The organism is Actinopolyspora mortivallis, from assembly GCF_003001495.1.
Lineage (GTDB): Bacteria > Actinomycetota > Actinomycetes > Mycobacteriales > Pseudonocardiaceae > Actinopolyspora > Actinopolyspora mortivallis_A.
The window spans coordinates 55,131-70,919 of the sequence record NZ_PVSR01000011.1 but is presented as its reverse complement, the minus strand read 5'-3'; the positions used below and the strand labels follow the sequence as shown (position 1 = coordinate 70,919).

Annotated in this window: 9 protein-coding genes and 2 pseudogenes; 4 read left to right on the top strand and 7 right to left on the bottom strand. The window is 67.7% G+C overall.

The genetic code is table 11. The annotated features are described in order from the left end of the window. The first annotated feature begins 77 nt into the window (after positions 1 to 77). Positions 78 to 212 (top strand): hypothetical protein, encoded by a 135-nt coding sequence (locus CEP50_RS20565; protein ID WP_258175113.1) that lies wholly within the window; start codon positions 78 to 80, stop codon positions 210 to 212. Between the two features lie 584 nt (positions 213 to 796). Here the strand turns inward: CEP50_RS20565 and CEP50_RS09325 are convergent. After that, positions 797 to 1,186: a hypothetical protein gene (locus CEP50_RS09325; RefSeq protein ID WP_106113542.1), complete on the bottom strand. Its 390-nt coding sequence runs from the start codon at positions 1,184 to 1,186 to the stop codon at positions 797 to 799. 511 nt (positions 1,187 to 1,697) lie between these two features. Here CEP50_RS09325 and CEP50_RS09320 point away from each other — a divergent pair. Next, positions 1,698 to 1,892, top strand: a pseudogene (locus CEP50_RS09320) (Tn3 family transposase); the annotation flags it as partial. Here the strand turns inward: CEP50_RS09320 and CEP50_RS09315 are convergent. After that, entirely contained in the window at positions 1,889 to 2,704 is an 816-nt protein-coding gene (locus CEP50_RS09315; RefSeq protein ID WP_106113540.1) for a hypothetical protein, read from the bottom strand. The pseudogene CEP50_RS09320 and the gene CEP50_RS09315 overlap by 4 nt on opposite strands. A gap of 1,556 nt (positions 2,705 to 4,260) precedes the next feature. On the opposite strand from CEP50_RS09315, the pseudogene CEP50_RS09310 reads away from it, so the two are divergent. Next, a pseudogene (locus tag CEP50_RS09310) lies at positions 4,261 to 4,833 on the top strand (SDR family oxidoreductase); the annotation flags it as partial. Positions 4,834 to 5,257: 424 nt separating this feature from the next. On the opposite strand, the gene CEP50_RS09305 reads toward CEP50_RS09310, so the two are convergent. Then, positions 5,258 to 5,536, bottom strand: a complete 279-nt coding sequence (locus CEP50_RS09305) for a hypothetical protein (RefSeq protein WP_106113538.1) — start codon at positions 5,534 to 5,536, stop codon at positions 5,258 to 5,260. Positions 5,537 to 6,615: 1,079 nt separating this feature from the next. Here CEP50_RS09305 and CEP50_RS09295 point away from each other — a divergent pair. Next, a complete protein-coding gene (locus CEP50_RS09295) occupies positions 6,616 to 12,045 on the top strand; it encodes an AAA domain-containing protein (RefSeq protein ID WP_258175111.1) in 5,430 nt (1,809 codons plus the stop codon). Positions 12,046 to 12,387: 342 nt separating this feature from the next. On the opposite strand, the gene CEP50_RS09290 is transcribed toward CEP50_RS09295, so the two are convergent. The 4 genes from CEP50_RS09290 to CEP50_RS09275 form a co-directional block, all read right to left on the bottom strand. Beyond that, a complete protein-coding gene (locus CEP50_RS09290) occupies positions 12,388 to 13,374 on the bottom strand; it encodes an LLM class flavin-dependent oxidoreductase (RefSeq protein WP_106113536.1) in 987 nt (328 codons plus the stop codon). A gap of 171 nt (positions 13,375 to 13,545) precedes the next feature. Next, positions 13,546 to 14,304, bottom strand: a complete 759-nt coding sequence (gene cas6e, locus CEP50_RS09285) for a type I-E CRISPR-associated protein Cas6/Cse3/CasE (protein ID WP_106113535.1) — start codon at positions 14,302 to 14,304, stop codon at positions 13,546 to 13,548. Between the two features lie 185 nt (positions 14,305 to 14,489). After that, positions 14,490 to 14,921, bottom strand: coding sequence for a hypothetical protein (locus tag CEP50_RS09280; protein WP_106113534.1), 432 nt, complete (start codon positions 14,919 to 14,921; stop codon positions 14,490 to 14,492). Between the two features lie 160 nt (positions 14,922 to 15,081). Continuing rightward, a complete protein-coding gene (locus CEP50_RS09275) occupies positions 15,082 to 15,774 on the bottom strand; it encodes a GH12 family glycosyl hydrolase domain-containing protein (protein WP_181188300.1) in 693 nt (230 codons plus the stop codon). Between the last annotated feature and the right edge of the window lie 15 nt (positions 15,775 to 15,789).

The window sequence follows — 15,789 nt, the reverse complement described above, 5'->3', positions numbered from 1 at the left end:
GGCACCGGCACGCCTTCCGGGGCAAGCACTGGGACGGCCGCTCCTCCGCCACGTCCGTGTGCGGCGTGCGATGCGCGATGGCGAAACCCAGCGAGCTGGACTGGTTCCAGGCTCCCACCTGCTCGGAGTGCACCGAACTCCTGATCGCCGAGCAGTGCGGGGACGGGAAAGCCGAGCAGTCGGACACCGGCAGCGCCGAGGGGGAACGATGACCGGGCGGCACCGCCAGGCGCCTCGACCACGCGGATACGTCCCCGCGTTCTCCGGCGACCTGTACGAACCCCCGAAGAGAGGGACAACGGTGCCGTACTCGGTTCTCGAACGGGTGCTGGCCAGACTCCGGAGGCTCTGAGAACGCCCACGGGGAAACGAACACCGACAAGCGAGTGTCCTCGTCACCCCTGGACACAACGGCCGAACCAGCGGGTGAGGAACCGCCTTGCCCGCTGTGGACCATCTGTTGGTCATCGCGGTTTTCCGCTGGTTCCCCGATCGTGCCGACTCGGTGCTGGTCTCGGAGCGCGTTGCCCGACAGCCTGACGCAGCCCCGGAACCAGGCTGCCGTCCGGGACGGTTTCCCACCGTCGACGCGAAGGAAGGAGTCTTTTTCTGCTGTTCACAGAGTCAGAGAGGCTGAGTGTCGCTTTGCGGGCAGCGTAGAACGATCCGGACTTCGGATTCCGGCACGGGTTCTCGTGAGTGCGGGTTGGCTATCCGGCCCCACTGTCCCTTTCGGCCCTTTCGGGCGTATCTTGGCCGCACCCGCCTCAGGCCAGTCTTGGGAGCACGAAGCCGACTAGCACTGTTGGGACTGGATGCCGTGGTTCTGACGGGGCAGGGACACCCGCAGGAGCAAGGTCGCGGTCACGATACCGATCACTCCGCTGAGCCCGGACCAGACATTCTGGTCAGCGAAGGTGAATATGCCGGTAGCGCCGAACGCGAACAGGACGATCAGACCACCCAGCCCCGCCAGGCCAACACGCAGCGCATCACTCCCACCCGAGCGGATCGCGACCCACCCTGTCACGAGGATTGCCTGCACGCCGGTGAATACAGCGGCGCACACGAACGCCGACACCCCGGCCCAGCCCAGCGCGATCAGAGCGGCCAGGGCCACAACGACAGCGAGCCCCGTGGTGGCCAGGCGTGGCCCGCCGAAGAAGTCCTCGAACTTCGTAGCCACACTCCAGTGTTGCGTATCAGACACATTTCCGGACGATACCACCGGCACAACTCACTGCACCAATAACGCCGAACCGACGGACCAGGAATTCGCATCCTTCTGCCATGTGGCGAATTGTTCGACCATAGCACCCCAGGAACCGAGCGCGACGACAGAAACGTTGAGGAACCAGCGACGATCTCCTTCCTCGACGTGTCCACAACACAGGTGTGTTCTTGCGCAGCGGGTCGGTCGCGGCCTGCGCCACCACTCCGGATAAACCAATTGTCAAAGCCGCCGAAAGTGCCAGTGTCGTAGCACGTACTGCCGAGCGTTTGACCCCACCAGCTCCTACAGGCGTGCCGAACGCTTGCTCCAGGCGAGGTTTCCCGACGACCCTGGTGTGTGGGTGCTCGCCCGGCACGCTGAAGTCAAGGTCGCCGTAGAGATGTTGAACAGTCCCCCTGACGACGAAGTCTTCGTGCTCGACCGAGAGGTGTGCGGCCGAGAGCGCAACCTCAGTGACGAGCACGACGCCGCCCTCACCCAGCTGCGCGACCAGGGCGATCCCGTCCGCGAGGAGGACGCGGCCCGGCTCTCCCCACTGGGACATGCCCATCTGAACTGCCTCGGCCGCTACACCTTCACCGCCTCCGCCCCCAACACCGGACTCCGCGCCCTGCGCGATCCGGACGCCACCGACGACGCGGACGACGCAGCACTCTAACCAGAACCGGTCTCACCGGCGCGGCTGGCAGTGAGCAGCAGCGGGGTGGTGACGCCGGACCACGCGCTCAGGTCGGCAAGCAGACCACCCAGCCAGCCGAGCGCGTCCAGCGACCATTCGGCCAGCGTCCCGTGGAAGCTCGCCTGATGCCGGGGCGGGCCGTTCCAGAACCGGTCGGCGAACGGAGGCTGCACCGGCAGCGAGTCCTGCTCGGCCAGCGAATACGACTCGCACACGAACACGTCCTGCTCCAGCCGAGTGAGCTGCTTCCGCATGTGCGGCGCCGCCGAACGGATGGACGAGACGTTCCCGCTGTCCAGCCGAAGCTGCACTGACGTCGCGGACTGCGGGTCACGGTCGCCGAACCATTCGGCGTTCTCTAACGATGGCATCAGGTCGGGCTCCGGACGCGACGCGGCATCGAGACCGTCGACGGGCAACAGCAGCTGCACGGCTTGCAGCTGCAGAGTGCCGATCCGTGCCGCGGCGTCTCCAGCGCAGCGCAGAAACGGCTGTACCGGCAGCGGCCGTTCGGTGGGCACCGGTTCCATCCCGACTTGGAACCACACGGCTAGCGGCAATCCAGGGTCCGGGTATAGGTGCTCCTGTCCAGCGTCGTTCATCGTCCACAGACCCGCTGCCCCAGCCTGCCTCGTCTCACGACCTGTGACGGTTTTTCGGGTCGCCGTGTGGATGTCGTGGAGCCATCCCATGGCCTGCGATCTGTCATGGAACAGCGAGTAGGCATCCGTGCCGCTGTCCTGGTCACGCCAGGGATGCGGCGTCAGCTCGCCGTACAGTGCGGCGAACATGGTGCCCGCGGTTCTGCCGCCACCCGGCGCCGCACTGGGGCGAGCTTCTTGACCGCTCCCTGTCAATCGCTACCTCTTACATCCGTCGGCACCACAGGTTGTCCTGCGCCCAGCTTGTTTCACCGGTGTCAACTTCCCAGTTTACGTCGACATCAACCCTAACGGCCCAGCCAGTGTAGGCGTCACCCTGGCAGCGTTCGCGTACGTTGAGCTTTGGGCTCTTGCCGGGAGCTTTGCTGCCATCTCTGGCCGTTTGCTTCGGTCGCCACGTGCCGTCGTCGTAGTACTCGTACAGGATCGCCGTCAGCGTCGCCGTGTTGTTGCTGCAGCTGCCCTTAAACCACCAGGCGTGAGCCGACACGTCGACCCCGTTCGCTGATATATGCGGGTAATCGGACCTTGTCCGAGGTGTGCATGCCGGTATTGCCTTGGCGCCTGACCTCGCGTTCGTGGATGTTTGAGGTTCCTGCGAGGACTCCATCCCGACCTCGGTAGGGATAGCGTCGGGAGGGGCCGGAGCGGGAACCGCATCAGGATCGGGCGCTTGTCCGGGCTCAAGCCCTAGGATCTTCGGAGGGCTAGGCTCCACACCATCCTCCGAGGCCGAGGCTGCCCCAGTTGCCTCTCCAGTGTCTGCTGACGGCGTTGCTGCCATCGCGGACGGCGTCAGCACGCCGACCAGCACCACCGCCGACGCCAGTACCGTGCTGCACCGTCCCGGCATTGACGACTTACGTTCGCGTCGCATCTTCGAACCTCCCAGTACACAGATGAGTCCTTGCCCGCATCAGTGCAAACCCAGGTTTGGGCGTCCCCACACGTCCCCCTGGGCCCCCAGCCCCTACGTCCCTACCGTTTCTGCAGTAGAGGTGATCCATAGTGCGCTCTCCACGGTCGTTGCCACCAGCCGACATCCGAGTGGTATAGATCGTCACAAAGTGGGCGTGGGCGACACGTTCGTGTAAGAACACCAGCTCGATATGCGCGAACAGCGCCAGCATTGCGACGGCGACCTCGCCCATCGCTGAGGTGTCGGTGCTGTCGATTCGAAGATCCCGAGGAGATTCACCGCCAGACTCGGGCGGTGTTCGCCAGCGTGCTCCACCGCCCCCTCTCGGCGGTGCTGCGGCATCTGCTGACCGTGGCCCAGCACTACGAACCCATGCCCGTCCCGAGCGGCCGCGTTTGGTCGACAGCCATCGCAGGTAGCTCGCGATCGCCTCGGCGATCGACGCCCCCTCCGACTGTCCGGCTGCGACGGTGCGCAAGTGCCGCCGTGTGGCCATCGACCCGCCCCACTTCCTACTTGTCTGATAATCGAGACCGCGCACCATCACCCCGTTACTCCGACGTGGAGGAATACGAGAGGCGTTCCACAGCCGCCCGCGCGACCAGACGAATCGCGCTTGTCGCGGCCAGCACTCTGGCCGCCTCCCTGGTGCCGAAAATCCAACGCTTAGCCTGCATGTCTTGTGAGAGAGTGCGCGCGTGGATCAGGTTCAGCGAAGTGAACTGGGACGAGAACTACTTCCGCTCCGGGGCAGGGTCGCGATGAGCACAGTGATCTCACCGAACCGGGCGCTCCAGAGCAGATCCTGGAAGCAGTGATCGAAGCGTTCGGCCACGTCGACATCCTGGTGTGCAACCACGCGCTGACCGGTGAAGACGGCCCGCTGGGTACGTTGACCACCGAGCTGGATCGCCACTGGGCCGTCGATGCCCGCTCGTCTATCCTGCTCGCCCAGGCCTTCGCCAACCACCATGACGGACGCGCCGGTGGGGCTGTCGTGTTCCTGACCTCCGGACAGCATCTCGGCCCGTTGCCGGGCGAGGTCGCCTACGCCGCGGCCAAGGCCGCGCTGGTCGGCGTGACCACGACCCTGGCGGATCAACTCGCCGACCAGGGCATCCGGATTAACACGGTCAACCCAGGGCCGGTCGACACCGGGTACCTCACCGACGAGATGTGGCGCGAAGTCGCACCGATGTTCCCGTTCGGACGCTACGGCCAACCGGATGATCCCGCTCGGCTGATCAGCTGGCTGGTCACCGACGAGGCCCAGTGGATCACAGGACAGATCATCAACACCGAAGGCGGGTTCGGGCGCTACCGTCCCCGAGGCAGGTGAGGCCTCCCTCTGGCTAACGACGATCAATTCACAGCAATCGGTCGTCTACCGGCCGGACCCCGATCTACACGACCGCGCGAAAGCGGCCGTCACCGAGGTCGACTCCGACATGAACGCCCACATACTCGGCTTCCTGCACTGGCTCGTCGGAGACACCGACCAGCTACCACCACGCCCCGAACACCCTCCGCGTGGCGACTGATCACCCTCGCGGGCCGATACCAACCTCATGAGACAGCACACCTAGGTGTGTCACGTGGTGCTGGTGGTCCGCAGTGTTCGGAACAGTTCGCGGGCGGTGTAGCGCTTGAGGAGTCGGCGGATTCTCTCGTACGGCTCTCGTGAGGAAGGCCCCCGACGGCGATTTCTCGTGAAACCGCGGCGCCGGCCACCCGAGCACCCGCGAAAGCGACCCTGACACCGCTCAGGCCACGTCGCGGTGAATCATCTCGTAGGCCCGCCTGCGCGCCAGCCGGATGTAGTCGTCCCGCACCTGCTGGTCGTCCAGGAACTTGGTGTTGTCCGCGCCGCGCGGCAGCACGTTGAACAGGTGTTTGCCGAACAGGTAGAGCTGTTCCAGGTCGGTGTCGTAGTACGGGATCACCTGCGACAGGAAGGCGTACATCCGCACGTAGTCCCGCAGCACGGCCCGGAACTCCTCGGCCTCCTCGGGTACACGCTCCGTGCTACCGAGCTCGATCACGTGGTTCCTGGTGATGACCCTCCGCTGTCGGACCTGCGGGCTTCCTGTTCCCACTGCAACGCGAACATAAGCTACCGGACACGCAAACGTAGGGCCTCCGAGAAACGCTCATCGGAGGTTCACCCAGGCAGTTCTACCACGAGACCATTACGGGATGAGGCCGCTCATAGCTTGAACGATGTTTGCGACGAGGTCGGTCACGGTGCGGATGAGGTCGAAGATGTCTCGTGGGTCAACGTTGGGGACATCTTGAGCGTAGGCGGCTGTCGCGCCACCCACGCTCATCAGCACGACCAACACACACGTGGCAGCAGCTTGCTGCAATCGTCCAGTCAGCATAAGCGGGATTCTCGTAATGACCGCGAGGTCATGTCGAGACCACGACCACCACGACTACCTGGCCGAGTGATGCGGACTCAGAATCGACGTCTCCTGGTCCGTCTCACACCCTGTCGATCCACTTCCACGAGTAAAACCATCCACAATAGACCTAGAAGCTCCATAACAGACGACCTGAAAACAAGACCACTATGGACTTTCTATGGACCACGAAAACCGAGATGGAGTCCCCCTGGCAACACGTCAGGAACGACCGGGATGACGCGGGCGCGGACAGTTGAGCGTCACGCACACTTGGCTCGAGCCCAACGACGAGAAGAGGCGGTGTGGAGTCAAGCCTGGGCCGCCGCCGAAACGGTCCAGCCAACGGCGACGGCAGAACAAGAGACACGAGACCGATCAGGTGAGCATCTCCGGAACGGTCGGGGTGCCCGAATCGGGGTTGGATGATCCGCACCCCTTGTAGCGGATCCGTACGCCTCCTTGGTGCGGTCCGGACAGGCTCAGTTCTTTCGAGCCCCGAGTGGCCGCCCGTCCCGCTCCTCCTCCCGGGGCACCGACAACCCACCTGCCCTGCCGGAACCAGACCGGCAGGTGCTAGAACAGCGACGGAACACGACACCCCGGAAAACGACAGCTCCCCCGTTCGAAAGCACTGTCGTCCCGACCCTCGACGACGCACGCGCGACAGGACGTCGCCCGCCCCTTTCGACAACGCGACCCCCGCGAGGAGAACAACTGTGACAATCGGCAGGGAGCAAACGGAGCTGGACTCCCCCGAGCAACCGGACGCCGAAGCCGCGAATATCGAGAACCCGGGCACCGCGGACCCGAACACCGAGGACGAGGCGCAGCCCCGGCCCCGGGAAAACGACCCGCTGGCCGACCGAGCGCGACGGTTGTTCCAGTTCCTCGGCGAGGCGCAACGGCTGCGCACCACCCCGATCCACACCATGGAGGAGTACCAGTCGGTTCGCTGGATGAGCGATGTCCCGGAACATCCGGCGGTCTCGCTCGCGGGCCGCGACAGCGCCCCCTCCGAGAACGGGCACGTGCTCAGCGTCCAACGACTGCCCAAGCAGGACCCGCCCCAGCCGTCGACGCGGCTGGCCGAGTGGCTCAACGGCTCGATCGACGACCCGGCGGAAACGCCCCGGCTGCGCGAGACGGTTCCGGCCGCCGCCGCACCGACGACCGAACGCGGCAGCGAGGAACGCGGCGCGGAACGGCTGCGACGCGCCGACCACCCGGAGATCGACGAGGACCACGAGGACTGGCTCGCCGACTGGAGCTCCTGGGCCGAGCGGGAACTGGCCGACCGGCCGGTGCGGGAACTCTACAACGAACTGTTCGGCCTCTACACCGAGATCGGCAACAACCCGGAGTCGCTGGAACTGGTGCTGGGGGTCGGCTGCCTGAGCTGGCAGCCCGACAGCCGGACCCGGATCAAACGACACCTGCTGACCACCGCCGCCGCTGTCCACCTCGACGACGACTCCGGCACACTCACCATCGTTCGTTCCGAGGAGGGCGCGGACGAGTTCACCCTCGAACGGGACATGCTCGCCCCCGAGCTGCTGACCGACACCGACAAGCTCAACGAGCTGGCCGCCGAGGCCGCCGCGCTGGAGGCACACCCCCTCGACCGGGACCAGCCGGCCGGAGTGATCCGCCGGTTCGTGCACACCCTCGACGCCGACGGCCAGTACCGGGACGAGGACGAGCCCGCGCGCCCCCAGTCCCACCCCGTGGCCACCTTCGCCCCCGCGATCATCACCCGGAAGCGCTCGCAGCGTGGGATCGTGCGGATCTTCGAGTCGATCGCCGCCCAGCTCGCCGAGAGCGGCGTCGTCCCCTCGGGAGTGCGTCCCCTGGTCGACCCCGACCAGCAGCCCGTCGGCTCCGAGCACCCCGGCTCCACCGGCGGGCGGGATACCGTCGACGAGGAGACCTTCCTCCCGCTGCCGGTCAACGAGAAGCAGCTGCGGGTCGTACGGCAGGTCGACGCGAAACCGCAGACCCTGGTGCAGGGCCCACCCGGCACCGGCAAGACACACACGATCGCCGCGCTGCTGGCACACCTGCTCGCCCAGGGCAAACGCGTGCTGGTCACCGCGCACACCGACCGGGCGCTACAGGAGGTCCGCGACAAGCTCCCCGAGGAGATCAAACCGCTGTCGGTGGCGGTGGTGGGCAACTCCCGCCAGGACATGTCGGACCTGCGGGTGGCGGTGGACACGATCGCCGACAACACCGAGGCGTACGACGAGGAGCGCGCCGCCGAGATCATCGCGGAGTGCTCGAACCGGATCGAGGAGGCGCGGCGGGAACGCGCCAGGCTGCACCACGAGCTGGTCGAGGCCAGACAGCACGAGACCAGGGAACACTCCGTGGGTGGCTACCAGGGCACGCTGTCGACGATCGCCCGGCAGCACGCCGCCGACGCGGAACGCTACGAGTGGCTGGCCGAGTTCGCCTCGGTGTCGGCCGACAGCGCACCACCGCTGGACAACGCCGAGATCAACGAGTGGCGCGCCGCGCTGTACGACCGGGAGACCTCGGCGGAGGAACCCTGGGCACGGCAGCGACTGGTCGACCCCGCCGAGATCGCCGCACCCGAGGAGTTCGCCGACCTGGTCGCCGCCGAGTCCCGGGCGCGCGAGGAGGAACAACGGCACGACGAACTCAGGAAACACGCCGCGTTCGACGCGGTGAGCGCGCTGGACCGGGCGGCGCGGGAATCACTGCGGCAGCGGCTGCGAGGACTGGCCGACACCGTCGAGGAGCTCGCGGGAGGTTCGCAGGCGTGGCTGAACACCGCCCTGCACGACGTGCTGGCGGGCCGTGGTGAGATCTGGCGTTCCCGCGTGAGTCGGATCGACGAGCTCGCCGAACGCTGCGACACCGCGCTGAAACAGCTGGACCCGCTGGTCGAGGTGCGGGTCGACGGCGCCGTCTCCGCACTGACCAACCTCGCCGAGGAGGTGCTCCAGCGGCTGAACGACGGCGGCAGGATCAGGACCCGCTCCGACGGAACCCCGAAGCTCGGCCTGTTCGCCGCCAAGTGGATCAAACACGCCGAACCGCTCTTCCGACAGGTTCGGGTCGACGGCCGCTGCCCCACCACGGTCGAACAACTGCGGACGTTCCTGCACTGGACCGAGTGCTACCGGGCGCTGATCGCGCTGGACAAGGCCTGGCCCGAGGACATGACGATCCCCGCCGAGAACACGTTCCGCGAACGGCTGGACTGGCACCTGGCCCAAGCCGACCAGCTGAAACGGGTACTGCGTCTCGGCGAGGAACTGGCCACCGAGGAACAGCGCCTGGCCCGGAAGGGACTGCCGAAACCCGACTGGAACGACCTCGCCTCGGTGCGGCGCTACGCCGCGCTGGTCGACGTCGCGGCGGCCGTGGAGGCCACGGCGGCGGCGAGCGCACCGCTGCGGGAACTCGAGCACAAGCTGGTGGGTGAGACGCGCTGGTCCAACACCGGTGAGTGCGTCCACGCGCTGGTGGAGGCCGTGCGCGCACGCGACATCGACAACTACGCCGCCCACCACCGCAGGCTGCTGCACCTGTTGGAGATCCGACGAGGCCTCCGGCGGCGCGACGAGCTGGAACAGCGGCTGAACGAATCCCTGCCGCAGCTGCGTACGGAGGTCGAGGCCGCCGACACCACGGCGGAACTCTGGGCCGAGCGGCTGGCGGACTTCGAGGCGGCCTGGCGGTGGCTGGCCGTGCGGGACTGGATGCTGCGACAGCACACGGTCGACGAGAACGAGCTGCAGACCCGGATCAACAACCTGGAGAACGTGATCCGGCAGCAGAGCGAGCGGCTCTACGCCACGCGGGCGTGGAGCCACGCGGTCGCCCCGGAACGACTCGGGGGCAGCGCGCGGGCCGACCTGCGCAACTACTCCAACCTGGTCCGCCGACTGGGCAAGGGCACCGGTACGCACGCCGAGCGGCGACGGTCCGAGATCCGCGAAGCCATGATGCGCTGCAGGCCGGCCGTGCCGGTGTGGATCATGCCGATCTACCGGATCGCCGAACAGTTCCGGATCCAACCGGACATGTTCGACGTGGTCGTGGTGGACGAGGCCTCGCAGGCCGGGCTGGAGGCGGTGTTCCTGCAGTACATGGCGCCGAAGATGGTCGTCATCGGCGACGACAAGCAGGTCTCGCCGATGGGCGTGGGCCTGGACCAGGAGGATCTGCGCAAACTGGCCGGCCAGTACATCGCCGACGACCGTTACCGCAACGCCTGGCAGGACCCGCTGCACAGCCTGTTCGACGACGCCAAGATGCGCTACGGCGGGCAGATCACGCTGACCGAGCACCGGCGGTGCGTGCCGGAGATCATCGAGTTCTCCAACCGCATCGCCTACCGGCCGGACAACATCCGGCTGAGCCCGGTGCGCCAGTACGACGCCGACAGGCTCGAACCGTTCCGGGCCCGCCACGTCACCGAGGGCCACCGGAAGGGCGAGCTGAACGAACCCGAGGCCGAGGCACTGGTCGAGGAGATCGTGCGCTGCGCGGCCGATCCGCGCTACGACGGAAAGACCTTCGGGGTCATCTCACTGCTCGGGGACCCGCGGCAGGCCCGGCTGATCGAACGGATGCTGCTGGAACGGCTCACGCCGCAGGAGATCGAGCGACGTCAGCTGCGGTGCGGCACCCCACCCGACTTCCAGGGCGCCGAGCGTGACGTGGTCTTCCTGTCCATGGTGGAGGCGAGCAGGGAGGGCAAGCGGATCAGCCCGCTGACCGCGCTGCAGCACGTGCAGCGCTACAACGTGGCGGTCTCCCGCGCCAGGGACCAGGTCTGGCTGTTCCACTCGGTGAGCCTGTCCGAACTGCACAACCAGGAGGACATGCGCTACCAGCTGCTGGAGCACTGCTACGGCGTGATCGACGGCGCTGCCCGGACCGACTCGAACGAGCTGGTGAGCACGGTCTCCGAGGAACACCGCGACACCAGGTTCGACTCGCTGTTCGAGCAGCGGGTGTTCAACCGGCTGGTCGAGCGCGGCTACTCGGTCATCCCGCAGTACTCCGTGGAGCCCTACACGATCGACCTGGTGGTGATCGGCAGCAGGGCGCGGTTGGCGGTGGAGTGCGACGGCGACGCGTGGCACGGCCCGGAAGCCTACGAGCGCGACCTGGCACGACAGCGCGAGCTGGAGCGCTGCGGCTGGACGTTCCACCGCGTCCGGGAGTCGGCGTTCTACGTGAACCAGGCACAGGAGCTCGACGCGCTGTGGAAGGCCCTGAGGGAGCAGGGGATCCACCCACGGGGAGCCGAACCGGAAGTCGTGGAGCGGGCGAGCTCGGAACCGACTGTCGTCGAGTCGGCCGCGGCGACGACAGCGGTCGACCCCACGGAGGTCGGCACCGCGGAGGTGGTGACCGCGGAACCGTGCGAACCGGTCTCGGCACGGCCGGTCGAGGACGGTGCCGTCGAGCCGGACGTCGTCGGGCGAGCGGCCGCGCCGCTCGCGGTGCCGGACGAGGACGAGAGCGCAACCACCGAGCACGAGACCGTGATCGGGGATTCGGAACCCGAGCCGGGCGAGGACGACTCCGAGGACGCCGACGAGGACGCGGGGAAAGCCGCCGAGGCATCCGGTCCGAGCGGTGAGAGGTCGGTCTCCGAGCACGAGGAGTACGTGGAGTACAGCGGCACGCTGCCGCATCCGCAGAACCTCGTGCGCAAGCAGCTCGCCGAGAAACTGACGGACATCGTGGCCACCGAGGGGCCGATACTCGGGGACCGGCTGACCAGGCTCTACGCCCGCGCCTACGGGGGACGGCGCACCGAGGAGATCTCCAAAACCCTCAACGAGGGCGTCTCCGCGGCTGTGCGCCACGAGATGCTGGTGGAGGACAACCCGCTGGGAGCCAAGCTGATCGCACACCGCACCTTCCGGCTGCCCGAGCAACCGGAGGTGCGGGTCCGCACCGCCGGGCCACGCACCATCGACGAGATCCCACCCCGCGAGCTGGCGACCGTGCTCGCGGAACAGGCCCTGCTGCACGGCCGGCGGGACGAGAAAGGGCTGTTCCGGGCGGTGGTGCGCCGGTTCGGCTGGCGACAGCTCAGCGCCAAGGCGGAGCAGCGACTGCGTGCCATCACACCGCTCGTGGACGAGGAGGACGCCTGAGCTCACCGCCGCACCAGGCAGGTCACGGCTGGTGAGCGGAGGTGCCGCGCGGGATCACCACCACACGGTCGGGCGGGTGGACCCGACGTGATCGTGTGGTGGGCCTCCCGCCCTGTCCGAGCACTTTCCCGGCCGGGACGAAGCGACGGGTCACGACGGTTCCGCCTGGCCGTGTCCTACGTGACCGGACGAACCGGATCCACGGGTCACTTGCTGAGTAGCTTGTGGAACACCGTGTTGGGAGGACTTCTGCGGAAAGACCGGGACACCGGTGGACGCCTGACACGGGCGGACCGCCGGAGGCGGGTGCGGACGCCACCGACAGGGTGCCGGTGCTCGGTCTCAGTCCGCCGAGACCATGCCGGTGGCCGCGGCCGTCAGTTCGAAGGAGCGCAGCCAGACCTCCCGCTCGGGGGCGATCGAGGTGACCATCAGCTCGTCGGCCCGGGCGTGTTCGGCGAAACCGTCCAGGTACTCCCGCACCTCCTCCGGGGTCCCCACGGCGGAGTAGGTGAGCATCTGCTGGGCCTGCTGTCCGGCCGGGGAGTCCAGGGCCATGTCGGCCTCCTCCCGCGTGAGGTCGCGGCCGGTGAGCAGCCGCAGCCTGCTGCGCTTGGCGGCCCGGAACTGCTCGTGGGCCCGCTCGGCGTCCTCATCGGCGATGATGTTGACCCCGGCGATGACGTGGGGTTCGGAGAGCTGCTCGGAGGGGGTGAACTGGCGACGGTAGAGGGCCACGGCGTCCTCCAGCGCGTTCGGCGCGAAGTGCGAGGCGAACGAGTACGGCAGCCCGAGCGCGGCCGCCAGTTTGGCCCCGAACAGCGAGGAACCGAGGATGTACAGCGGCACACCGGTGCCCTGGCCCGGAATCGCCCGCACCCCCTGCACCAGGGACTGCTCCCCCAGGTAGCCCTGCAGTTCCCGCACGTCCTGCGGGAAGTTGTCCGCGGCCTGCGGATCACGACGCAGCGCCCGCACGGTCTTCTGGTCACTGCCCGGCGCGCGCCCGAGACCGAGATCGATACGCCCGGGATGCAGGGTTTCCAGGGTGCCGAACTGCTCGGCCACGGTCAGCGGGGCGTGGTTGGGCAGCATGACGCCCCCGGCGCCGACACGGATCGAGCTGGTGTGCGCGGCGACGTGCCCGATGATCACGCTCGTCGCCGAGGAGGCGATGCGCGGCATGTTGTGGTGCTCGGCGTACCAGACACGCCGGTATCCCCAGTGTTCGAGCCGCTGTGCCAGGTCGACACTCGTCCGCAGGCTCTCACCCGGGGTCTCTCCTCTGCCGATGTTGGCGAGATCGAGGACGGACAGTGGGACACCCATGTGCTTCGCACCCCTCCGCGCGAGTACCGCAGCGGAACCTGCCACCGCTGCGTTCCGGCCAGTCGGTCGAACGCGTTCCCCCGATAGAGGTATTCCCGGTATTGCCGGGATCACATCCCCGGGCGCAACGGGCCAACGGAGGGAAGGAATACGGGGCAACCGTGTCCGAGCTCAGGCACGACCGGAACGGGCGTCCTCCGGCCCCGCCAGGGTGAGCAGGCCGCACCCGTAGGCCTTGCCCGGCCCGATCCCGGAGAGCAGGGTGGTGGCGAGCAGGTTCCGGTCGAGCACCCGCAGCCGCCCCTCGAACGTCGCCGTGGTCAGCACCACGTGGGGACCACGGCCGTTCTTGGGGAAGGAGTACCGCCTCCGGTCGGTGATGCGCACCTCGGGCGAACACTGCTGTGCGGCCACCTCACCGCCGTCGCCCGTCTCCGGGGAGGACGGCACCTCGAAACCCCACCGCTGTGCCCGCTCCAGGAACCATCCACGCTGGGCAGCGGGGGTGCGGCAGCCCGTCCGGCGACCACGCTGACGGCGAGGGGGAACGCTCTCCGCCCCCTCGGAACCGGACTCGTCCGGGCGGGGGACGTTCTGCACGGGATTGGCCGTCACCCGGAACGCGAACTCCCGGCCCTCACGCAACTCCTCCAGCACCGGGCCGTAGTCCCGCACGGTGTAGTGCCGCCCCTCCGCCCGGGGCCACCCCGCCTGTTCCACCAGATGCGACCAGTCCGGGGCGTCGACGGTGAGCACCACCAGCTCGGGGCGGTGGGAACCACCCCCGTCCAGCCGCCACAGCACTCGCTTGTCCTCGGAGAAATCCGGCACTCCCCCCAGGACGGCCCCGTGCATCTTGCGGGGGTTGCTCAGCAGCCTACGGCTGTGCTCACGGAACGGGTTGATGCGAATCCGGGACAGGAAAGGCACACTCGGCCCCCAACGAGCAGGACGACTCCGCGCGGAAGACACGAGTTCGAACCACCGCACCGGCACGCACGACCGGTTCGACGGCACCGAACCCGCCGTCCGTGATCATAGTGGCCGTGCCGACACGGCGGGGCGAATTCCACGAGTTTCCCGCAACGACCACAGCGCGGACCGGCGCACCGGTGTCAGTTCTGCGGCGGCACGATGTTGATCGAGCACTGCACCCGGTACTCGTCCACGATGTCCTCCCCGGCGGCGATGAGGCCGGTCACCGGGCCGTCGTGTTCGTGCTCGGGCACCATCGGCAGCGCCGAGCCGTCCGACTCCAGCACCCAGGCCGCCACGGGGCGTGTCTCGGTGTCCCCACCCGGGTACTTGATGGACACCGACCAACCGGGGGCGGCCGGACTCATCCCGGACACCTGGGCACAGACGTCCACCCCCACGAATCCCTCCAGGGTCCGCGCGTCGACCAGACAGTGGCGCTCGGTGTGCTCGACGACCAGCGGCTCCCCGTCGCGGCCCCACCGCTGCACCGGGACGAAGCTCCTCCGTTGCTGCCCCTCGACCTGTGTGTCGTAAACCGCTGTCCACCCGGTCGGTGACCACGTGTCCATGCCAGCCCACCCCTCCCTCGGGACGCCTTCACACGGTGGTTCCGTCACACTAGCGTGCTCGGCCCCTCTCCGACCCAGGGAACACGGCCGTTTCACGGGATCGGATGCCCGTCGACGGCCCGGCGACGGCCTCCGCGTCACCGGGCCGTCGGCGTCGTTCTCACTCCGAGGTCACCGAGTACCGGTTGCTGACGAAGTCCATGCCTCCGGACGAGGAGGTGATCTCGAACCCGAACTGCACCTCGTGCACCGACTCCTCGGCGCTGAACCATCCTTGTTGGACGATCCAGTCCAGCACCGCCTTGATGTCCACCGTCGCCGCGTTCGTGTCACCGTGACGGACGAAGGAGAACACCTCGTTGTAGCCGTTCGAACCCCGGTGCACGTCCCAGGTGTGGCCGCCGACCTCCGTGGTGTCCACCCGGGAACCGATCGGCCCGACGGGACCGTGCTGGTTCATCCACAGCATGATCTCGTAACCGTGGTCGTCGACCCAGATGTCGTAGGAGGTGGCGTAGGCACCCCCCTCCGGGACGGAGACGTCGAACTCGCTGGTCAGCGTGTCTATCTCGCTGATCCGCTCGTCGATCGGCCGAGCCGAGTGCGGGTAGGACTTGACCCCGCCGGTGTCGGGGTGGTCGGCCCACACTCCCCAACTGCTGTAGGAGTTCGCCCAGATCGTCTGGGGCCCGACACCGCTGCCCCAGATGTTGTTGCGCACGAGGTAGCCGTTGTCGGACCAGGTGGCGAACTTCTCCGAGGAGGACCAGGCGGCCGCGTAGGCCGTCCCGCCCCCGAGTCCGAGCGTCGCCAGCAGCGCCACGAGCACCACGGCAGCCCTGGGTAATCGCATTCTCCTGCCTCCTTG

Excerpts from the sequence above, each read along its gene's own strand:
- CEP50_RS20565 (WP_258175113.1), top strand. The coding sequence starts at position 78 with ATGGCGAAACCCAGCGAGCTGGACTGGTTCCAGGCTCCCACCTGCTCG.
- CEP50_RS09280 (WP_106113534.1), bottom strand. The coding sequence starts at position 14,921 with ATGGACACGTGGTCACCGACCGGGTGGACAGCGGTTTACGACACACAG.
- CEP50_RS09315 (WP_106113540.1), bottom strand. The coding sequence starts at position 2,704 with ATGTTCGCCGCACTGTACGGCGAGCTGACGCCGCATCCCTGGCGTGAC.
- CEP50_RS09275 (WP_181188300.1), bottom strand. The coding sequence starts at position 15,774 with ATGCGATTACCCAGGGCTGCCGTGGTGCTCGTGGCGCTGCTGGCGACG.
- CEP50_RS09290 (WP_106113536.1), bottom strand. The coding sequence starts at position 13,374 with ATGGGTGTCCCACTGTCCGTCCTCGATCTCGCCAACATCGGCAGAGGA.